Source organism: Paenibacillus sp. FSL H3-0329 (assembly GCF_037963285.1).
Lineage (GTDB): Bacteria > Bacillota > Bacilli > Paenibacillales > Paenibacillaceae > Paenibacillus_AQ > Paenibacillus_AQ odorifer.
On record NZ_CP150150.1, the window covers coordinates 5,551,568 to 5,569,862 of the forward strand.

At 45.4% G+C, this 18,295-nt stretch carries 14 protein-coding genes; 1 reads left to right on the plus strand and 13 read right to left on the minus strand.

Going from position 1 to position 18,295, the window contains the following annotated elements; all coding sequences use genetic code 11:
* Positions 1-37: 37 nt before the first annotated feature.
* The 8 genes from NSQ66_RS24540 to nifB all read right to left on the minus strand — a co-directional run bounded on the left by NSQ66_RS24540 (position 38) and on the right by nifB (position 9,053).
* Positions 38-604, minus strand: a complete 567-nt coding sequence (locus tag NSQ66_RS24540) for a DUF269 domain-containing protein (RefSeq protein WP_038573089.1) — start codon at positions 602-604, stop codon at positions 38-40.
* Positions 588-992, minus strand: coding sequence for a NifB/NifX family molybdenum-iron cluster-binding protein (locus NSQ66_RS24545; RefSeq protein WP_036679578.1), 405 nt, complete (start codon positions 990-992; stop codon positions 588-590). Before NSQ66_RS24545 ends, NSQ66_RS24540 begins: the two co-directional genes overlap by 17 nt.
* Entirely contained in the window at positions 958-2,295 is a 1,338-nt protein-coding gene (gene nifN, locus NSQ66_RS24550; protein ID WP_038573090.1) for a nitrogenase iron-molybdenum cofactor biosynthesis protein NifN, read from the minus strand. The genes NSQ66_RS24545 and nifN overlap by 35 nt, the downstream gene beginning before the upstream one ends.
* Positions 2,285-3,649, minus strand: coding sequence for a nitrogenase iron-molybdenum cofactor biosynthesis protein NifE (gene nifE / locus NSQ66_RS24555; protein WP_038573091.1), 1,365 nt, complete (start codon positions 3,647-3,649; stop codon positions 2,285-2,287). Before nifE ends, nifN begins: the two co-directional genes overlap by 11 nt.
* Positions 3,650-3,726: 77 nt before the next feature.
* On the minus strand, positions 3,727-5,268 hold the full coding sequence (gene nifK, locus NSQ66_RS24560) for a nitrogenase molybdenum-iron protein subunit beta (RefSeq protein WP_038573092.1): 1,542 nt from the start codon (positions 5,266-5,268) through the stop codon (positions 3,727-3,729).
* Positions 5,265-6,728, minus strand: coding sequence for a nitrogenase molybdenum-iron protein alpha chain (gene nifD / locus NSQ66_RS24565; protein WP_036679590.1), 1,464 nt, complete (start codon positions 6,726-6,728; stop codon positions 5,265-5,267). The genes nifK and nifD overlap by 4 nt, the downstream gene beginning before the upstream one ends.
* Positions 6,729-6,803: 75 nt before the next feature.
* Positions 6,804-7,673: a nitrogenase iron protein gene (nifH, locus tag NSQ66_RS24570; protein WP_235219430.1), complete on the minus strand. Its 870-nt coding sequence runs from the start codon at positions 7,671-7,673 to the stop codon at positions 6,804-6,806.
* Positions 7,674-7,676: 3 nt separating this feature from the next.
* Positions 7,677-9,053 carry a nitrogenase cofactor biosynthesis protein NifB gene (gene nifB / locus NSQ66_RS24575; protein WP_038573093.1) on the minus strand — a complete coding sequence of 459 codons (1,377 nt, stop codon included), beginning with the start codon at positions 9,051-9,053 and terminating at the stop codon, positions 7,677-7,679.
* Between the two features lie 662 nt (positions 9,054-9,715).
* Between nifB and NSQ66_RS24580 the strand changes: the two genes are divergently transcribed.
* The gene (locus tag NSQ66_RS24580) at positions 9,716-10,543 is read left to right on the plus strand and encodes a TerC family protein (protein WP_036679597.1); all 828 of its coding nucleotides are present in this window, start codon (positions 9,716-9,718) and stop codon (positions 10,541-10,543) included.
* Positions 10,544-10,621: 78 nt separating this feature from the next.
* Here NSQ66_RS24580 and NSQ66_RS24585 read toward each other — a convergent pair whose 3' ends face one another.
* From NSQ66_RS24585 to NSQ66_RS24605, 5 genes are all read right to left on the minus strand, one after another.
* Complete coding sequence (locus NSQ66_RS24585) at positions 10,622-12,274, minus strand: response regulator (RefSeq protein ID WP_244886388.1); 1,653 nt, start codon at positions 12,272-12,274, stop codon at positions 10,622-10,624.
* Positions 12,261-14,024 (minus strand): histidine kinase, encoded by a 1,764-nt coding sequence (locus NSQ66_RS24590; RefSeq protein ID WP_038573096.1) that lies wholly within the window; start codon positions 14,022-14,024, stop codon positions 12,261-12,263. The genes NSQ66_RS24585 and NSQ66_RS24590 overlap by 14 nt, the downstream gene beginning before the upstream one ends.
* A gap of 83 nt (positions 14,025-14,107) precedes the next feature.
* The gene (locus NSQ66_RS24595; protein ID WP_038573097.1) at positions 14,108-14,995 is read right to left on the minus strand and encodes a carbohydrate ABC transporter permease; all 888 of its coding nucleotides are present in this window, start codon (positions 14,993-14,995) and stop codon (positions 14,108-14,110) included.
* A gap of 19 nt (positions 14,996-15,014) precedes the next feature.
* Complete coding sequence (locus tag NSQ66_RS24600; RefSeq protein ID WP_036679607.1) at positions 15,015-15,920, minus strand: ABC transporter permease subunit; 906 nt, start codon at positions 15,918-15,920, stop codon at positions 15,015-15,017.
* Positions 15,921-16,103: 183 nt separating this feature from the next.
* Entirely contained in the window at positions 16,104-17,768 is a 1,665-nt protein-coding gene (locus NSQ66_RS24605) for an extracellular solute-binding protein (protein ID WP_038573098.1), read from the minus strand.
* Positions 17,769-18,295 lie beyond the last annotated feature (527 nt).

Here is an 18,295-nt window from a genome sequence, read left to right on the forward strand (position 1 = left end):
TTGCTCCCTCCCTGTGGCTGAGCTGCATCATTGGAATCTAACCCTCCAGACCATCCGTTCCATAGAGAGCTGTCATTTCATTAAATTTATCCATAAAGGCCAGCCCTTCTTCTACACAAGCAACGCCGTAGCGAATTACTTTATCCTCCGAGGTAAAAGGAAACGGAAAACCTGCTCTCAAGCTTTTTAACACAAGAATAATCCGATCACTATATAAAAGAGCACGCCCAAATCCTTCCCCATTTATTTCAGAAGAGCTCTGAACCAGAACCCCACTTTTCTCCTCGATCACGCCCGCCACCGCCTGAAACAAGAGAGGAACCTGCAAACGGACCTTTGGAGAAACCGCGCAGTTAAAATCAGATTTGTTCTTGTCTTCAGGGGAAGCGAGAAACAATCGTTCGATCTTCTTCTGTGGTGAAAGAGAAGCATGCCTTCCAAAAAAGTCTTCTGTATCAAGCAATTGACATAACCGGCGTATGAGCATCTCTGCTATATCTTTATCCAGCTTTTTCTCCGTGGTTCGACAACGGCGTTTTAATACTGCCGCTTCCGGAGCAACCCGGCCCATTAATGCAGCACTCTCATTAGCTATGGGATCCATCTACACTCGCCCCTTCCGCTTCATTTTCAGCATGTAATACCTTGGCTAGCCACATCGGTGGTTTGCCCTGTAGCATTTCAACAATCCGCTTCACTTGCTCATCAATAGGACTGCCTGGTGGAACCTTTACCGGCATAATTTTACGACGTGTGACTCTTGCCGCTGCTGAGGCTCCAATCTGCATGATGAATATTAGCGTGCAATCCTCTACCACCTCCAGACGACTCTCTATTTTGCCTGCTTCATCCTGATTGAGAATCGTTGGCAGTTTACGAAGACCTATAAGCTCCCCGCCACCTTTGGTAACTTTATAAATTGCGAACATCGGACTCTGCCCAAAATGGGCATTCACTCTAATTCCATCCTCTGTAGCGAATGCTACTTTCACGATGTTCCTCCTCCCTTCGCATTAACAGATTCGCCGCTTTATTCGTCCACTCCATCGCTCCCCGATACCCTACAGAGGTGGCCATATAAGCACCAAGCTCATTCCAAACGGGAAATCCAGCCGCCATAAAAGCAGCATCTAACCGCGCCGCTCCATTTATCCCATGTGAGTTACCGATCCATAAATCTGCACCTTTGCCCAAAAGCTCAACATCATCCAGATCACCGACCCATACCTCTCGTTCCATCTCAACCACCAAAGGAGTTTCATAGGAGGTGACCAGGGCCTTTTGCTCCACCCCCAGCTCTTCGAGCCAAGAAGATACGGTATACAAATGATCTGGCTCCAGCGCGACAAGTGCAGACATCCCCGCAAATTGAAAATGAGCATCCAGCATGCTATCCAATAAATTCTCCCGTTGCCAGCAATAACGAAGCTGTACCGGCTCCCCGCTAATTTGATGCAGGAATTGCAAAATATCATCCGTTGCTTTAAGCCCCATCGCACTCTCGAATACTTTGTAGGGAGTTCCCAGCGCATTATGCAGTCTTCTAGCTGGACGCTCCATACTTCCGCCGATGGCAATGGTTAGACCCGAATGCAAGCTTTGCAGCATCGAATCTAGAGGCACCCCACCTCTTGTCAGCGGTGAAAATCCTGTCAGCAGATGCCCAGACAAAGAGGTCGAAATATCAGGTAGAGCGATTACCTCAAAACCGAAGGAGGATATCATTTCTTTCAGCTCCATCACATCACCCGGCGTCAGAAACGATCCCGGCAAGAGGGTAATCTGACGTGTATTTACACTCCTTGAACCCCGATGGCCTACCTGCTGAATCATCTCATCAAGCATCGCCTCCACGGTAGAGCTGAACCCCGATTCCAATGAACCACGAAAGTCTGGTAAGGTGACGGAAAAAGCAAGCCCACCCCGCATGTTCCGCTCCCTTTTATAGGTCTTGAGCATGGATTGATAATCCACTCCTGCCACATCCGTCAGCTCAGTCCCAATAATGCCTATAATGTCTGGTCGGTGTTTACTGAGTATGGTATTTAGAGCTTCCTCTAAATTACGATTCGCATCAAAGATTACATCCATCTCCTGCAAAGCAGAGGTCTGTACGGCTATAGGCTCACGAAAATGCCGGGTAAGCAGTGCCTTCGGAAATGCGGAACAACCTTGCGCACCATGCACAATAGGCAATGCCTTGTAGCAACCCTGAAATGCCAGTACGGAACCAAGGGATTGGCCTATTTTCATTGGATTAACCGAAGTCGGTTTACTCCTTTTGTTAACGGTCATAGGAAGGTTCCTCCTTATCCCAGGGAGCGGCACTGGCAGCCAGCTTCCAGATTGGATTAGCAAGAGAATACGTCAGCTCCTTTGCCAGCCTTAGTAAACCTTCGTAACCAGCATAGGCCTTGTGTCTTTCTTGATTAATATCGATAAACGGAATCTGCTCTTTCATTGCCACATACATATTCCGTCCGCCAGCAATCATAATATCTGCCTTACGATCCCGGACGGTTTTGATAATTCGGCTTGCCCCGCCCTCCGGGATATATTCGGTGTCATCACCAACACGATCCGCTATACGCCGTACATCATCTTCCGTGCTTTTGTTCGTGCCTACACCTACCACCTGAACGCCTAACTCCTTCAGTGCGGAAATAATCGACCAGCTTTTTACTCCACCCGTATAGAGAACTGCTTTCTTTCCTTTAAGCAGCTTGCGGTAGGGCCGCAGCTCCTGAATCAGTCTGTTTTCCTCTCGTTCCGTCAACCGATCCACACGCCGCTCCATCTCACGGTCATTCAGCAAATAAGCCATTTGACGTAAGGAATAAGTTGTCTCTTTGGCCCCATAGAAGGAGCCTTCGAAATAGGGAATGTGGTATCTTGCCTCCATTTCTTTTGCCAGACCTAACAATGCACGGCTGCACACAACCATATTCACTTTTGCATGATGTGCCCATGTAATTTCCTTATATCTTGCATCCCCTGTAATTCTGGACATTAGCGTAATTCCAACACTCTTCATTAATTTCTCGATATCCCACATTTCACCCGCGATATTGTACTCTCCAATCAAATTCACACCTAAAGGAATCTCAATCTCTGGTTCACCTGTGCCAATGACATATTGTAGCAGCGCTTCACCAGCCAGCCGATTTCCAAGATTCTTACTGCCTACGAATCCAGGGCTGTTCACGGGGATCACAGGAAGCCCCAATCTGCCTGCCGCTTCCTTGCATACCGCATCCAAATCCTCGCCAATCAATGCTGTCACACAGGTCGCATATACAAATATTGCCGGAGGCATAAAGCGCCCGGCAATATAGTCAATGCTATCTTTAAGTTTCTTTTCTCCGCCAAAAATAATGTCGTTATCGTTGAGATCTGTAGTAAATCCGTATTGTGAAAGTGATGGCCCGCTTGATAAAGCCCCTCTACTTTCCCAGCTATTCCCGGCACAAGCAGCCGGCCCATGGACGAGATGCGCAGCATCCATGATCGGCAGCAGCGTGATTTGGGCTCCGTCGAAGGAGCAGCCCCCAGCCGCTTCGCCCGGCTTGGGGCGTGGACATGGCTTCGATTTCGGAGTTAAGCTCCCGCAAGCTTGCGCGTCGAATACATCGTTTCTGATGGACTCCATCGTACCACCTCCCGTAACTGAATACTCCTTACTCTTAAAATGCTCAATTATTCAGTGTCACTACGATAAATATTGGACTAACGAACAAGATCGTGGTTGAAGCCAGATGAATCCTCATCCAACCCCTGCAGGATTGTATTTACTATAGTAGTTAACAAGTTCAAGGCACCTTGATAACCGATAATCGGATAACGATGCAGATGATGGCGGTCAAAAACAGGGAAGCCTACACGGATCAAAGGAACGTCGGCATCTTTGGCAGCAAATTTAAGATGAGAGCTTCCAATGGCCAGATCCACAGGATCATCAATCAGCAGAGAGCGCATATGCCACAAATCATTTCCGATATGAACCGTTGTTTCTGCTCCGTAGGGACTGGCAGCAAGCAGAGCTTTCGCTTCTTCTTTAAATCCGTTTTCCCCATTGGAGCACACAATATGAATAGGCTCTATACCGACTTCCAGACAGAATTCAATCAGGCCGATCAGCAAATCCGGATCGCCAACTAAAGCCACTCGTTTGCCATGCAGATAAGGGTGGCTATCGAGCAAAGCATCCACTACCCGGCCACGTTCTTCCACAAGCTCAGGCGGAATGGGCAATCCCGTTAATTCACTGATAGACTCTATTAGCCGATCTGTGGCATGAATGCCCAGCGGAGTCGACATCGCAACGGTCTGTTGTTTCCATGTGCCGCTGATGTATTCCAACGTTTTTTTGACAGAATATTTCTGAAGAGAAAGAGTTCCCAACGCATTAGCTGCCTTCGGCACATCTGCCAGCTTCGTTCCCCCATAATAATAGGAATATTCTCCTGTAGCCGGGGAATCAAAATTGCCGCTGTGGTCACCAAGGAAGGTGTAGCCTGTATCAAACGCGGCAAGGATTTTTCGAATTTCTGCAAAATTCCCCGTATAAGGCTCAAACCCTATAATGACATTCAGCTTCTCTCCAGTTCCCTCTCCACTGCCAGGGGTAGCTTCAATCCCAGAGCGGATGAACAAGGTACTGAGGATGGACTTTAACATGGAATCGTAACCTGTAATATGTGATCCGGAAAAACTTGGCGTGTTGGCGTAGGGCACTGGAATTTCGTTCGAAATTGCACCCTTCTGGCGGGCATTGGATATAAAAGCCTGCAGATCATCCCCTATAACCTCAGCCATACATGTAGTGGATACAGCTATCATCTCTGGCTTATAGAGCGCCACACTATTTTCAAGACCATCAATAAGATTGTTCATCCCTCCGAACACCGCACCATCTTCTGTCATAGAGGAAGAAACCGCGGGGGTTGGCTCCTTGAAATGACGGCTCAAATGACTACGAAAATACGCAGTGCAGCCTTGGGAGCCATGTATAAACGGCAGAGTTTTTTCGAATCCCAGCGCAGCCATCAAGGCTCCTAGGGGCTGGCATGCTTTATGAGGATTAACTACCAGTGAGGTGCGGGCAAAATTCTTATCCTTATATTCAGACGACTTCGAGTAGGCTAATGCTTCCGCTGTCTCTTGCTCACTGCAGGGTGCCTCGAATGCTTTTTTCCCTTCACGTTGCTTCACATAGGGTTCAGTTTGAAATAATGTATTGTAATCCGGGATCTCCAGTTTGTCCTTCATACGCCCGCCTCCTTTTTAGGGAGTGATCCTGTTTTCCCTGAATTGATCAAGCTCCACACTGGGCTGTTAATGGTCATGTCCATGTCCTTAGCAAAAATCTTAAACCCGTCATAGCCATGGTAAGGACCACTATAATCCCAAGAGTGCATTTGCCGGAAAGGAATACCCATCTTGTGATACACATATTTCTCCTTCACACCCGAGCCCATCAGATCAATATCAAGTCTTTGCGCAAGCTCTTCCAGCTCGTAAGCGGTTGGATCATCGTAGATAATAGTGCCTTCCGGCAGTTCAGGGAATGTTTTCTCGTAATCATCCTTGTGAGCGAACTCATAACCTGTGCCCACTACCTCCATACCCAGATCCTCATAAGCCCCCAGTGTATGGCGGGCACGTAATCCGCCTACCAGCAGCATGACCTTTTTACCTTCCAGCCGGGGTTTAAATTTAGAGATAATCGCCTCCATTTGTGGCGTGTATTTAGCGATGACTTTCTCGCAATTTTCCTGAATATACTCATCAAACCTTGCGGCGATGGCTCGAAGGCTTTCAGCTGTTTTGGTCGGCCCGAAAAAGTTGTATTCCAGCCAAGGAATCCCATATGCTTTCTCCATCGTCGTTACCATATAGTTCATGGAGCGATGACAGTGAATCAGATTGAGCTTCGCCTTATGCGCGATCGCCAATTCATTGATGGTTCCATCCCCAGACCACTGCGCAATAACACGCAGACCCATTTCCTCCAGTAAAATGCGTGAAGCCCAAGCGTCCCCACCGATGTTATAATCTCCGATAATATTAATATCGTAAGGACCACATTCCGCAAGCTCCTTCTTCCCCATCAGAAAATCACGGATCGCATCGTTAGCAATATGATGACCCAAGGATTGGCTAACCCCACGGAATCCTTCACAACGAACGGGAATGATCGGGAGACCTAGCTCGATAGACATTTTTTTGGACACCGCTTCAATATCGTCTCCGATTAGCCCCACAGGACACTCTGATTGGATCGAAATTCCTTTAGCCAGTGGGAACATTTCTTTAATTTCACGGCAAATGACTTCAAGCTTCTTGTCACCGCCAAATACAATATCTGTCTCCTGAAAATCACTCGTCACCTGCATAGCCGTAAAATTATCAATGCCCAGTGTTCCATTGGCATAATTCCGTCTTGTTCCCCAGCTATATTGTCCACAACCTACAGGACCATGGCTGATATGCACCATATCCTTGATCGGGCCCCAGACCACGCCCTTCGAACCAGCATAAGCACATCCTCTTTGGGTCATAACCCCCGGACGGGACTTCATATTCGATTTGATGGCGCATTTGCCACAGTTTATTAACTCTTCATTATTGATTTCAAAATGCTTCTGACGATCCTTCCGTGCCTTTTCCGGGTAAACCTCAAGAATCTCTTCGAGCATCTTTTGGTTATCTTCGATATTTAGCCCCATTCTGAATCCTCCTCATCCCTTAGAGTGATCCGGTGAACAGCCGTCTCTCCACTCCTGTTCACCGGACGAACCTAATTATTGGCCAGATGCCTTCAGCTTTTTCAGCGCGGTCTCTTCATCCTCAATCACACCAAATTCCATGAGTAAATCCTCCAGCTCTTCCATAGAAATCGGGGTCGGGATTGTCATCATATTGTTATTCAGAATCTTTTCTGCCAAAATCTCATATTCTCTAGCTTGCTGATGATGAGGATTATATTGGGCTACGGTCATTCTTCTCAGCTCTGCATGCTGAACCACATTATTCCGCGGGACAAAATGGATCATTTGTGTATTCAAACGGCGTGCCAGCTCCATAATGAGCTCATCCTCACGGTCCGTATTACGACTGTTGCAGATCAGACCGCCCAATCTTACGCCACCGCTGTTGGCATACTTTAGAATTCCGCGCGCAATGTTATTGGCCGCATACATAGCCATCATTTCCCCGGAGCATACGATATAAATTTCCTGTGCTTTATTCTCACGGATCGGCATTGCAAATCCACCACATACCACGTCACCAAGTACGTCATAGGATACAAAATCCAATCCTTCATAAGCCCCTTGCTGCTCCAAAAAATTAATCGCTGTAATAATCCCGCGGCCGGCACAACCCACACCCGGTTCAGGTCCACCGCACTCCACATTAAGAATGTCGCCATATCCCAACTGAACTACATCCTCAAGCTCCAAATCCTCAACCGTTCCTCTTTCAGCTGCCAATTGGAGCACTGAATTCTGAGCTTTGGTGTTCAGAATCAACCGTGTGGAGTCCGCTTTAGGATCACAGCCTACGATCATTGTTTTTTGACCAAATTTAGTGGCGAGCTGCGCCAAAGTGTTCTGCGAAGTTGTGGATTTACCGATACCGCCCTTACCGTAAAAAGCAATTTGTCTCATCATTCATCATCCCTTCGAAATCGATATATTTTCAAAATAAGAGCTGATCTTCACACTTTCGAGAATCACATCCTGTATTTCACCTTTACGCACCAGAGGCAATACCCCGGCTTTATTTAAGCTGGCGCGAGGGACATCGCCAATACCAGAGCAGAGCAATATTTGACAGTCCTGTAATATAGAAATAATTTCTTGTAGCGTGGTATTCTTATCCCCATTACAATCCGCTTTACCGTGGCAATAGGCCTGAATCTTTCGGACACCTAGCAGCTTCACGCTTACTCCATCTGTTTCATAAACCATGAACTCTGTCGCGTGGCCAAAATGTTGATTGACCTTATCCCCACCACGTGTAGCAACAGCGACTTTGGTGGTGTGCTGCCCTTGCTGGAAAGAGTTCTGCCTTAGCTCTTTGGCTTTGACACGCTGACGGATTTTGGCATCGAGTTCACGTTGAAAGAGCGCTCTAGCTTGCTCATTTATAACTGGATTTGCATCCATCTTTTCTAATATAAAATCCTGATTACGATCCTGACCTAGCAGCCCAATGGCATCAGCACGGCATTGCCGACAATGGCGCATGACCTTCATCCCTTCGCGCCCAAGCACTTCCTGCAGGTTGTGCAGTTCTTTAGGGCGCGGCGCCTTGCGCCCATCCCGTTCATACTGACTTCCCGGTGCGATAATTAAAGGCGTCACATTATGCAGAGTTGCCCCGAGCGCTTTAACTGTTCGCGATACTTCAGGGAGATGATGATCATTGACCCCTGGAATCATAACGGAATTAACTTTAACAAGAATACCTTGCTGTGCCAGCAGCTCCAAACCTTGAAGCTGGCGGCTGATCAGCAGCTCCGCTGCTTCTTGTCCTTCGTACCGGACCCCTTCGTCAACAACCCATGGATAAATTTCACGGCCCACATTGGGATCAATGGCATTGATGGTGATCGTGACATGACGGATACCTAGCGCTAGTATGGCGTCTACATGCCTGTAAAGGGTCAATCCATTAGTACTCAGGCAAAGGGTAACATCAGGGATCTGCCGCTTGACTCGTTCGAACGTGTCAAAGGTTCGTTCTGGATTCGCCAGCGGATCACCCGGACCTGCAATCCCAACTACCGACAGTTGCATCAGCTGTGCGGCTACACCTTTCACTTTTCTTTCAGCTTGCTCTGGAGTTAGCACTTCACTAACTACACCAGGCCTGCTTTCATTCACACAATCGAATTTTCGGTTGCAGTAATTACATTGGATGTTACAGGCGGGAGCAACCGGGATGTGCATCCTAGCAAAAAAACGATGAGCTTCCTCGCTGTAGCAGGGATGGCGGCTGAGCTCCTCCTCTGCTTCAATGGATAACCTCGATGACGTCTGCGGCATTTCCCCACCTCCTAAAAGTTTTATGCAACATGAACTTCTAGTACTTCTTCGCAGTAAAACTCACTTCAACAGAACAACTGATGTAATTTTAGTTAACACAAACCATGTTCGATTGCTTTGATTAGTTTCATCATATTTTCATCAACCTACATCGTCAATCGAGTTTTTCCTTTTTAAGTCCTGTTTTTCCTTATGTTTGCAGTTTCGTCATATTAAATGTTAGTTTATATAACCTAAATGTATCATGTTTCCGTTTCCATTTTTATTCAATCTCTGTTGATTTCCGTCATCATGTCATGTTTCTGGCCATTTTAATGATTCTTAAAAGATAGAATCCATTTATTTCTGCAACTTTTATTGACAATGACTTTCATCTCGTATATGATCTCTTTAGGCAAGAACACATTGAATAATCTTAAAAATTTAATATATCCCGTAAAGGGGAGTAGCTGTTAAATAAAGTCGTCAATACGAGAATATGAGGATATTCTCCGGCTTTATTGGCAATTCACATTGTTAGCGAGACCTTTACCAATCAGGTTAGACCTTTATTCCAAAGGCTAATCTGTTTGGTAAAGGTCTTTTTTATATAAATTTAGTTAAAATGGTAGGGTAGATATCTTTTGGTAGATATTTGCATTCAAAAAGGGAGGACAACAGTAATGGATTGGGGATTATTATTAGAGTACGGTTGGGTATTGCTTGTTCTGGTAGCACTAGAGGGACTACTCGCCGCAGATAACGCATTGGTATTGGCAATTATGGTTAAGCACCTTCCTGATGAGGAAAGAAAAAAAGCGCTGTTTTACGGATTAGCGGGGGCCTTCGTGTTCCGATTCGGTTCGCTATTTGTCATCTCCTATCTGGTCGATATCTGGCAAGTACAAGCCATCGGCGCGATTTATTTATTATTTATCGCGGGTAATCATATTTTCCGAAAACTGTTGTTTAAGAAGCCCGTCACAGATGAAGCTGCTGAAAGCGGCACTGACGGTGCGGTCAATAAAAAGAAATCCAGCTTTTGGTTTACTGTTCTGAAGGTAGAAGTCGCTGACATCGCCTTCGCGGTCGATTCCATCCTAGCCGCAGTTGCACTCGCGGTTGCTCTTCCTGCAAGTGGTCTTCCAAAAATCGGAGGCCTCGATGGCGGACAATTCCTCGTCATCTTTGCCGGTGGATTTATCGGTCTGGTCATTATGCGTTTCGCAGCTTCCTTCTTCGTTAAGCTGCTGCATTCCCGTCCAGGACTTGAAATTGCAGCCTTCTTTATCGTAGGTTGGGTGGGTGTTAAGCTGTCAGTCATTACATTGGCGCACCCTTCACTTGGTGTTCTGTCCGAAGATTTCGCTCATAGTACCTGGTGGAAAGCCACCTTCTACGTTGTGCTCGTACTCATCGCTGTAATCGGCTGGTTTATGAGTAGCCACAAGGTTGAAGAGAATGTTGGCGAGAATCCGGTTAGAGAAGTAGACAAACAACTCGGTAAATAATCGTTAAAATACAGCCACAAACAATACCCCGTAAGATGCACCTTCTGAACAGGTGTACGTCTTTCGGGGTATTGTTATTTATCCTCGTTTTTGCTCTCGATATTCCTGCGGCGTACAGCCAACGGTTTTTTTGAAGAATCGAAAAAAATAGTGCTGATCACTAAACCCGAGCTGGCCGGAGATCTCGTGCATTTTTAGAGCAGTTCCAAGCAACAGCTCCTTACTCAGCTCCACTTTTTTCTCCAGAATATAATCAGAAATCCCCTTCCCTGTCGTTCTTTTATACCAGCGTGACAGATAGGACGGATTAAGTGAGACTTCCTGCGCAATCCGGGTTAAGGACAAATCATCGGCCAGATGGGATTTAATATATTGGTGGATCATGGACAGGATATTCGATTCATCATGTTTATAGGTAGCGCTTCTGTTCGAGATAATCCATTCAAAAAACGTGTGATAAAAAGAGATGACGTCCGACCAGTGTGTATTGATATTAAAATATAACATACGTGATAAATTCATACCGCTATGGGCTTTTTCCGTTAAACCTAACTCTTGTAAAGTCTGCAGCAGGGTGTTACTGATCCCAGACATTAATCTTAATCTCAAAAAAGGATCCTCCGGCCCACCTTCCCCCGAGAGCTCCACCCATTTGCGAAAAGATGTGCCCCAATCGAGATCACCTTCAAGCAGCCGTTGTTTTAAATAGTCGAGCAGTAGTTCTGCTGTTGCATTTCGATTATGCATAGAACCTGGACTTGGGCTCACTTCCTTGGTATTTATCCTCAGCAGCTTTTCCATCCCAAGTCCGGGGCTATCAAAAATGGCTAATCGTAAACGGTTCAAGGCATAGTTCAGCTCATGCCAATGCACTTCCTGATCACTGGCGATGATAGACACAGATAGTTGCAGACATTTGCCACAGGCTTGCTGAACGGATTCCATTGTTCCGTGGACGAAGCGCAGCGTTTTTAACCAGAGCTCTTCTTCCTTGATTGAGGATACACTTTCACTTTTAGGCTGAACAAAACAAGCTATCGTCCCCGGATCCAGATCCACAGCCTTAACTTCAACCTTGTCGCTGAGCAGCTCCTCCGCAATATTGGCTACCGCATAACGAATTAAACTCCGGTCTGAAGCCGTTTCATAATTTCGCCAAGCCTCCATCCGCAGAATAATAGGCAGGACGGATCCATCCGCGTTGAACGGGAGCTGAATGGCATCGAATTCAACCTGCAAGCTCTGCCGGTCTATCCGTTCGGTGCGTCTTAGAATATCGTGTAATAACTGCTGCTGTAACTGGGGCAGCGCGCGCGGGAGCTTGTCGCGAAGCCACTGGCTTTTATAGAAATAATCCTCTTCTGAAGATATTTTCTCCAAAGTCAGCTCCACAGCGGCACGAATTTTATCCATCCCCTCTGTCTTCAATAAATAGTCAACTACACATGGATTTCGGATCGCCTGATGGGCAAAATCGAATTCATTATGTCCTGTCAGCAGAATTACTTTACAACGTGGCCAGCGGTCGACAATTTCCTGAATTAACGCCATCCCATCCATACCTGGCATACAGATGTCACTAAGCACAATATCTATTTTTACGGTATTAAGCCAGTCTATGGCATGATCCGCTGAATGAACCTTTATGATCTCCAAATCTTTAAAATCTGCCTTTACAAAAAATTCGTACAGCCCATCCAAAATATTAGGCTCATCATCAACTATCATCATTCGTTGCATCCTGCACGTCCCCTTTAAGCGGTAAATTGACTCTTACACAAAGTCCGCCCAAACTGCTTCTCTCTGCCATCAAGCCATAAGGGGAACCAAATTTGATCCTCAATCTCTGATTTACATTTAATAAACCCGTGATCTCCCCCTGAATGGCATTCTGCTCGGAGAACTGGCGCTGCAAGAGATTTAACTTGTCCTCACTAAGTGAGTCACCGTTATCTTCTATTATAATAGTCAGCGTATGCTCAACTTTTTCATAACTCATTTTTAATAGGCCATTGCTGCTTTTTTGCTTAAGCCCATGCTCGAATACATTTTCAATAATGGGCTGCAGGAGAACCCGTGGGACTTTGATGTCCCGGCAATCCGCTGCAATCTCATCTACCTCAGCTCTAATTCTCGCGCCAAAACGAATCCGCTGTATAGCCAGATAGACCAAAGCATGCTCCTGCTCTTGCTGCAAAGTAACCTCCTGGGCGGAATCCCGGGTCATGTACCGAAAATATTGCCCTAAATAATCAGAGAATTCCTTGATCAGCTCTACATTTTCCACCTCAGCCATCTGTTTTATGCTAAATAGACTGTTATAGAGAAAATGAGGCGTGATCTGCGATTGTAAATGTTTAAGCTCCGCTTCCCCTGTCCGGATACGCTGCACGTAGTTCTCATCGATTAACGTATTCAGATGCTTAAGCATCTCATTGAAACGAGAATATAGATACCCAAACTCATCCCTGCGGGAGTGAGTTATAAAGATCCCCGTCTGCCCCTGCTCCGCTTTCTTAAACCCCCTGATAAGAATAGACATCGGGCGATGAATCATCCTGTACGTCCATAAAGAGAACAAGATAATGATCACTATCGAGACAACGAACAACAACCATAGCAACAATGAGTAGACATGAATCGGCTTCATGAGCACCGTATTGGGAATATTTGCGGTCAGCCTAAAGTTATTGCTGTGATCGTAGAGCGAATAGTAAAAAGAATTATCAAAACGATACCGCTGCACACTTACAGTCTCTTCACTATTTAGTGGTTTCTCTATGGGGAACAACCTGGGCTTCTGGTCAGAAGTTGATATCACATAATCGTTATTGCCGAAGGCTAACGTAATATCGCTCCCCCCTGATACCGCAAATTCTTTCAAACGCAACTCAAGCTCAGGTGAGGAAAGCTTCACTCCCAGCAAAAAATTAGGTGAAAGATTGCGATCCAGGTTATAAGGATTACTACGCAGTAAATATAAGTCGTCTTCGTATTTAGATAAAGCACCCTTCAGATTACCCATAGTGGCCAGCAGACTTTGCCATTCCTCGTTGGTGACATCCCTAACCCCCACCGCAGCGCTAACCCGCTTATTAATTTCCGGGACATAATACACAACATCACTAATATAAGGACTGGTTTCTTTGATTTGTTTTAGCTTGGTGTATATATTGTTCAGATTAGAATCCACTTCGTACCGGCTCATAATTGGAATACGGGTACTGAAGGTAGCCAGCGTTTCATCCTGAGAGTACTCCGTGACTAAGCCCGTTATCCGTTGCAGCTCAAATTCAAGATGGCTGTAGTAAAAATGAACCTTCGATTCGTTCGCCCTCTCCACTTCAGCTTGCATTTGGTTGGAGCTATAGTAGGTAATAGATATACTCAGCGCACAGAGTGGAAGCATGACCAATAGGAAAGCTCCGATCAGCTTGATCACAATGGAATCGGGGTTCCACCCGATGGAGAATGATTTCATTGGAATGTTCTCCCTCTTCTATCGAATAATAATAAAGAAGGAGCCATGTTCAGGCTCCTTCTTATATTTAGGTCCAGTCCAGTTTAACCCTTTACACTACCCACGACTAGTCCATGCACAAAATATCTTTGCAGGAACGGATAAATCGCCAGGATCGGAATGATAGACAAGAAGATCTGGGAGGCTTGCGTTGTACGGTCTGAGATTTGATTTAATAACGCAGCTTGTTCAAAAGTAATATTTTCAGTCTGGATCGATACCTGCTGAAGTATGGATTGTAAATAGGTGGCCAGCGGATAATGTTCCGGGCTTCTCATATAAATCATACCATCGAACCATGCATTCCAGTGACCCACCAAAGCGAACAACGTAATGGTCGCAATACTTGGCATAGATACCGGCAGATACACACTCCATAACGTGCGTAAGTGTCCCGCGCCATCCATCCATGCGGCTTCCTCCAATTCTTTTGGCAAACCTCTGAAGAAATTGAGCATAAGTAGAACATTAAAGATCGGCACCGCGCCCGGTATAACAAGCGACCAGATGCTATCCAGCAGCCCCATTTCTTTTACAATTAAATAGCCAGGAATCAGACCCCCACTGAAGAGCATCGTGAACACAAAAATCCAGGCGTACACGGTCCGTGAGCGGAAGGACTTTGCCTCTTTAGACAGCGGATAAGCTACTAGAATCGTAAACAACAAGTTAACGGATACGCCAAGCACTACCCGGAGCAGACTAGTTCCGAAGGAGTGAATGAACTGGTTGTTCTGAAGGATATATTTATAGGAAGAAAGTGTGAAATCCACAGGCCAGAAGGTTACGCTACCCGCGTTAACAGCTGCGCTGGAGCTGAAAGAGATCGCCAGAATATTCACGATTGGAAAAAGACAAAGCACCGCGAGCAAAGTCAGAAATACATAATTGCAGCGGAGAAACCAACGATAAGCAGTTGAAGTATGGTGCATTTAGTCCACTCCTTTCTCTCTAAAAAATCCGATATTTAGCAAAACGATACGCCAGATAATAACCCAGCCCGATAAATACGAAGGAAACTACCGATTTTATCAATCCTAGTGCGGTCGATACAGAGTACTGAGCATCCTGTAGACCAATTCGGTAAATCATCGTGTCCAAAATATCACCTGATTCATACACTAGCGGATTGTACAGGTTGAACACTTGGTCAAATCCCCCGTTCAGGACGTTGCCAAGGCTGAGTGTAAGCATCAGGATCATAATCGGGCGAATGCCCGGAAGCGTAATATGCCAGGTCTGCTTCCATCTTCCGGCACCATCGATTACAGCAGCTTCATAAAGAGAGGAGTCAATGCTGGTTAAAGCCGCCAAATAAATAATCGTCCCGAATCCAAACTCCTTCCATTGATCTGTGATCACTAGTACGTATGGGAACCAGCTATTGTCCGCTAGAAATTGAATAGGCTGCATGCCTAGTGCTTTTAAAAGCATGTTGACAATCCCGCTGCTCGGAGACAGTACATCTACGATAATCCCGCCCAAGATAACCCATGAGAAAAAGTGCGGCATATAAATAATCGTCTGAATCGAACGTTTGAAGCCGTTTACACGAACCTCATTAAGCAATAAAGCCGCTATAACTGGCACGGTCAGCCCAGCAATAATTTTCATGACGGAGATAAATACAGTATTCCATACGACCTGACCAAAACCGGGAAGCTCAAACAAATAACGAAAGTTTTCGAGCCCTGTCCAGTTCATATTCTTAAACCCTGAAATCGGGGAAAAATTCTGGAAGGCAATTACAAGGCCAGCCATTGGAATATAACTAAAAATAATGATCACTATTAAGGCAGGTAAAATCATTAAATGGAGCGGAATATTACGTAGAAATTGCTTAGTATTAAAGTGCATATGCTTTCTCCTCCTTGTATCTCAATTATAGAGCAGCCCCAAATTGCCTTAATAGTGTAGCGTATTGACTTTAAGTATCTTTTGTTGACCTGGCTATCGAACCGAATAGCTGTTCAGCCAAAAAAAGAACTGCCCGTTTGTCATTATCATGACTAGGGGCAGTCCTCTTCTGCGTCGTTTTTACTAGTTTGCTTTTACGATATCATTTACTTCTTTCGTTATTTGATCTCCACCGAGCTTTTTCCAGTTGGCTACGAATTTGTCGAATTCATCGATAGGAAGACTTCCGTAAATGATTTTGACAAAGGTCTCTGCACGCAGTTTATCCAAGGTAGCCGCTTTGCTGTTCATCGTTTTAGTTGGGGCATAAATGAACTCATTCATCAACACCAAGTCATTGTCGCGGTAGTGTTTGATAACCGATTGTGAGCTAAGCGGCCCAAAGATCCGTTCCATATGCCATTTATCAAGATCTCCACCGCGGTAGCTTTGAATATCATCATAGAATAATTTAGCTTCAAGGCCCATGTTTGAGGTATCTCCCGATTCAAGGGCTTTTTCCACTTCATCCTGTGCCTTTACATTTTTGTTCGGTGGCAGGTTGGATACAACCGCATTTTGGAAGCCCAGACCTGTGTCCCCGTTCAAATATTTTGCCCGTTCCGTTTTAGCGGACTCCCCAAACATTTTCTCTGCTTGGAAGTTAAGCAGCTTGATCAATGCCTCCGGATGCTCGTAGCCCTTACGGACCGCGAATACGCCACCAATTGTAAGATGGTTTTGAGTTTTGGCAGGTTGGTCATCAATAGATTGTACCGGATAAGGCACCCAGTTAACATTTTGATCTTTTTTAATCATGTCCTTTACTTGGAAAGGGGCCCATTGCGGCAAAAATAACATACCGGACTTACCAGCATTTACATCCTCCATCGCTTTGGCAAAGTCTTTCACTCCAAACTCTGGATCAATGACTCCTTCTTTATACAATCTTTGCAGCTCCGCAAGTCCAGCCTTTACCTCCGGTTGAATCGTACCATTCACAACCTCGCCATCGGCGTTTTTGATCCAAGTTTCCAGGTAAGCATGGTACCCGAGTAGAAACGCATTGATTGGCAAGTCCTTGTTCAACGAAATGCCGTAAGTATCCTGTTTGCCATTTCCGTCTGGATCTTTAAATGTAAAGTCTTCTGCAATCTTAATAATATCCTGCATGGATGTTGGCTCTGCCAAATTCAGCTTGTCCATCCAGTCTTTTCGAATCCATATCATATCAGAGGAATCCAGCGAACCCGGGAAGCTTACCATCGCCATCAGTTTTCCATCTTTCGTAACCGGCTTAAGCCCTGCTCCGTCCTCTTCAGCGTAATATTCTTTGACAAGATCCGAAGCATATTTATCAAATACCCCGGTCAAATCCTCCAACATGCCAGCTTCATAAAGCTGCTCGAATTGCACCGTGGACACCTTTAACAAATCAGGTAAATCCCCGCTCGCCAAGGTAACATTCATTTTATCGTTATAGTTAGCATCAGCCACAATCCAGTCATAGGACACTTTAATCCCAAGCTCTTCCTCGTATCCTCTGGTCCAGATGTTATTGGAATGTGTATCGCCCTGCGCCAACGTCTCTTTGCCTGTTTCGTTCATCGTGGAGCGAAGTTTGATCGGCGGATCATATTTGGTTAAAGGGCCGCCTTCCATTTCCGTTTGCACACTAGTGTTTCCCTCTGCGGAACTACTACTGTTTCCACTACTGTTTCCACTATTATTGCTGGAGCAACCACTGAAAACTAATGATAAAACAATGGCCGATGCCATTAAAGGCAAGCCTTTAATCTTTCTTTTCATCTATTGAACCTCCCTTATTTTCTATATCCTAATTGTAAGAAGAAAGCGTTAACACAGCGAGTGTGAACCGTTTACATTCGGTATCTTTTCTTTACCTATTCATGTTCGCCTAACAAAGCTCCGCTTTAGGGTCACTCTGATTATCATAATACTGTGAGTTTGTAAGTGTCTATGTATTGGTAATTAATTACACAAAAAAGAGGCTGATCTTTATGCTATCCCATAAGAATTTTAGCCATCAAGATTACCTATATAGTGAGCCGGCGGTTGCATAGTGTAAGAGGATTGGACTGAGGATTGCGTTGTGGATCGCGCTGAGGATTAAATTAAGCATTGAATTACGCGGCATTACGCAGCATTACGCAGCATTACGCGCATTACGCGTTTAATTGTATTTAGTACACTTATAATGCATCAAATCACTCGGCCAAAGGATATAAGTGTATTTCGTACACTTATATTCTTGCTTTTCTCGCCGATAGGTGAATTCTCTAGTTTTTAGTTGCAGAGAATGCAATTAAAGATTC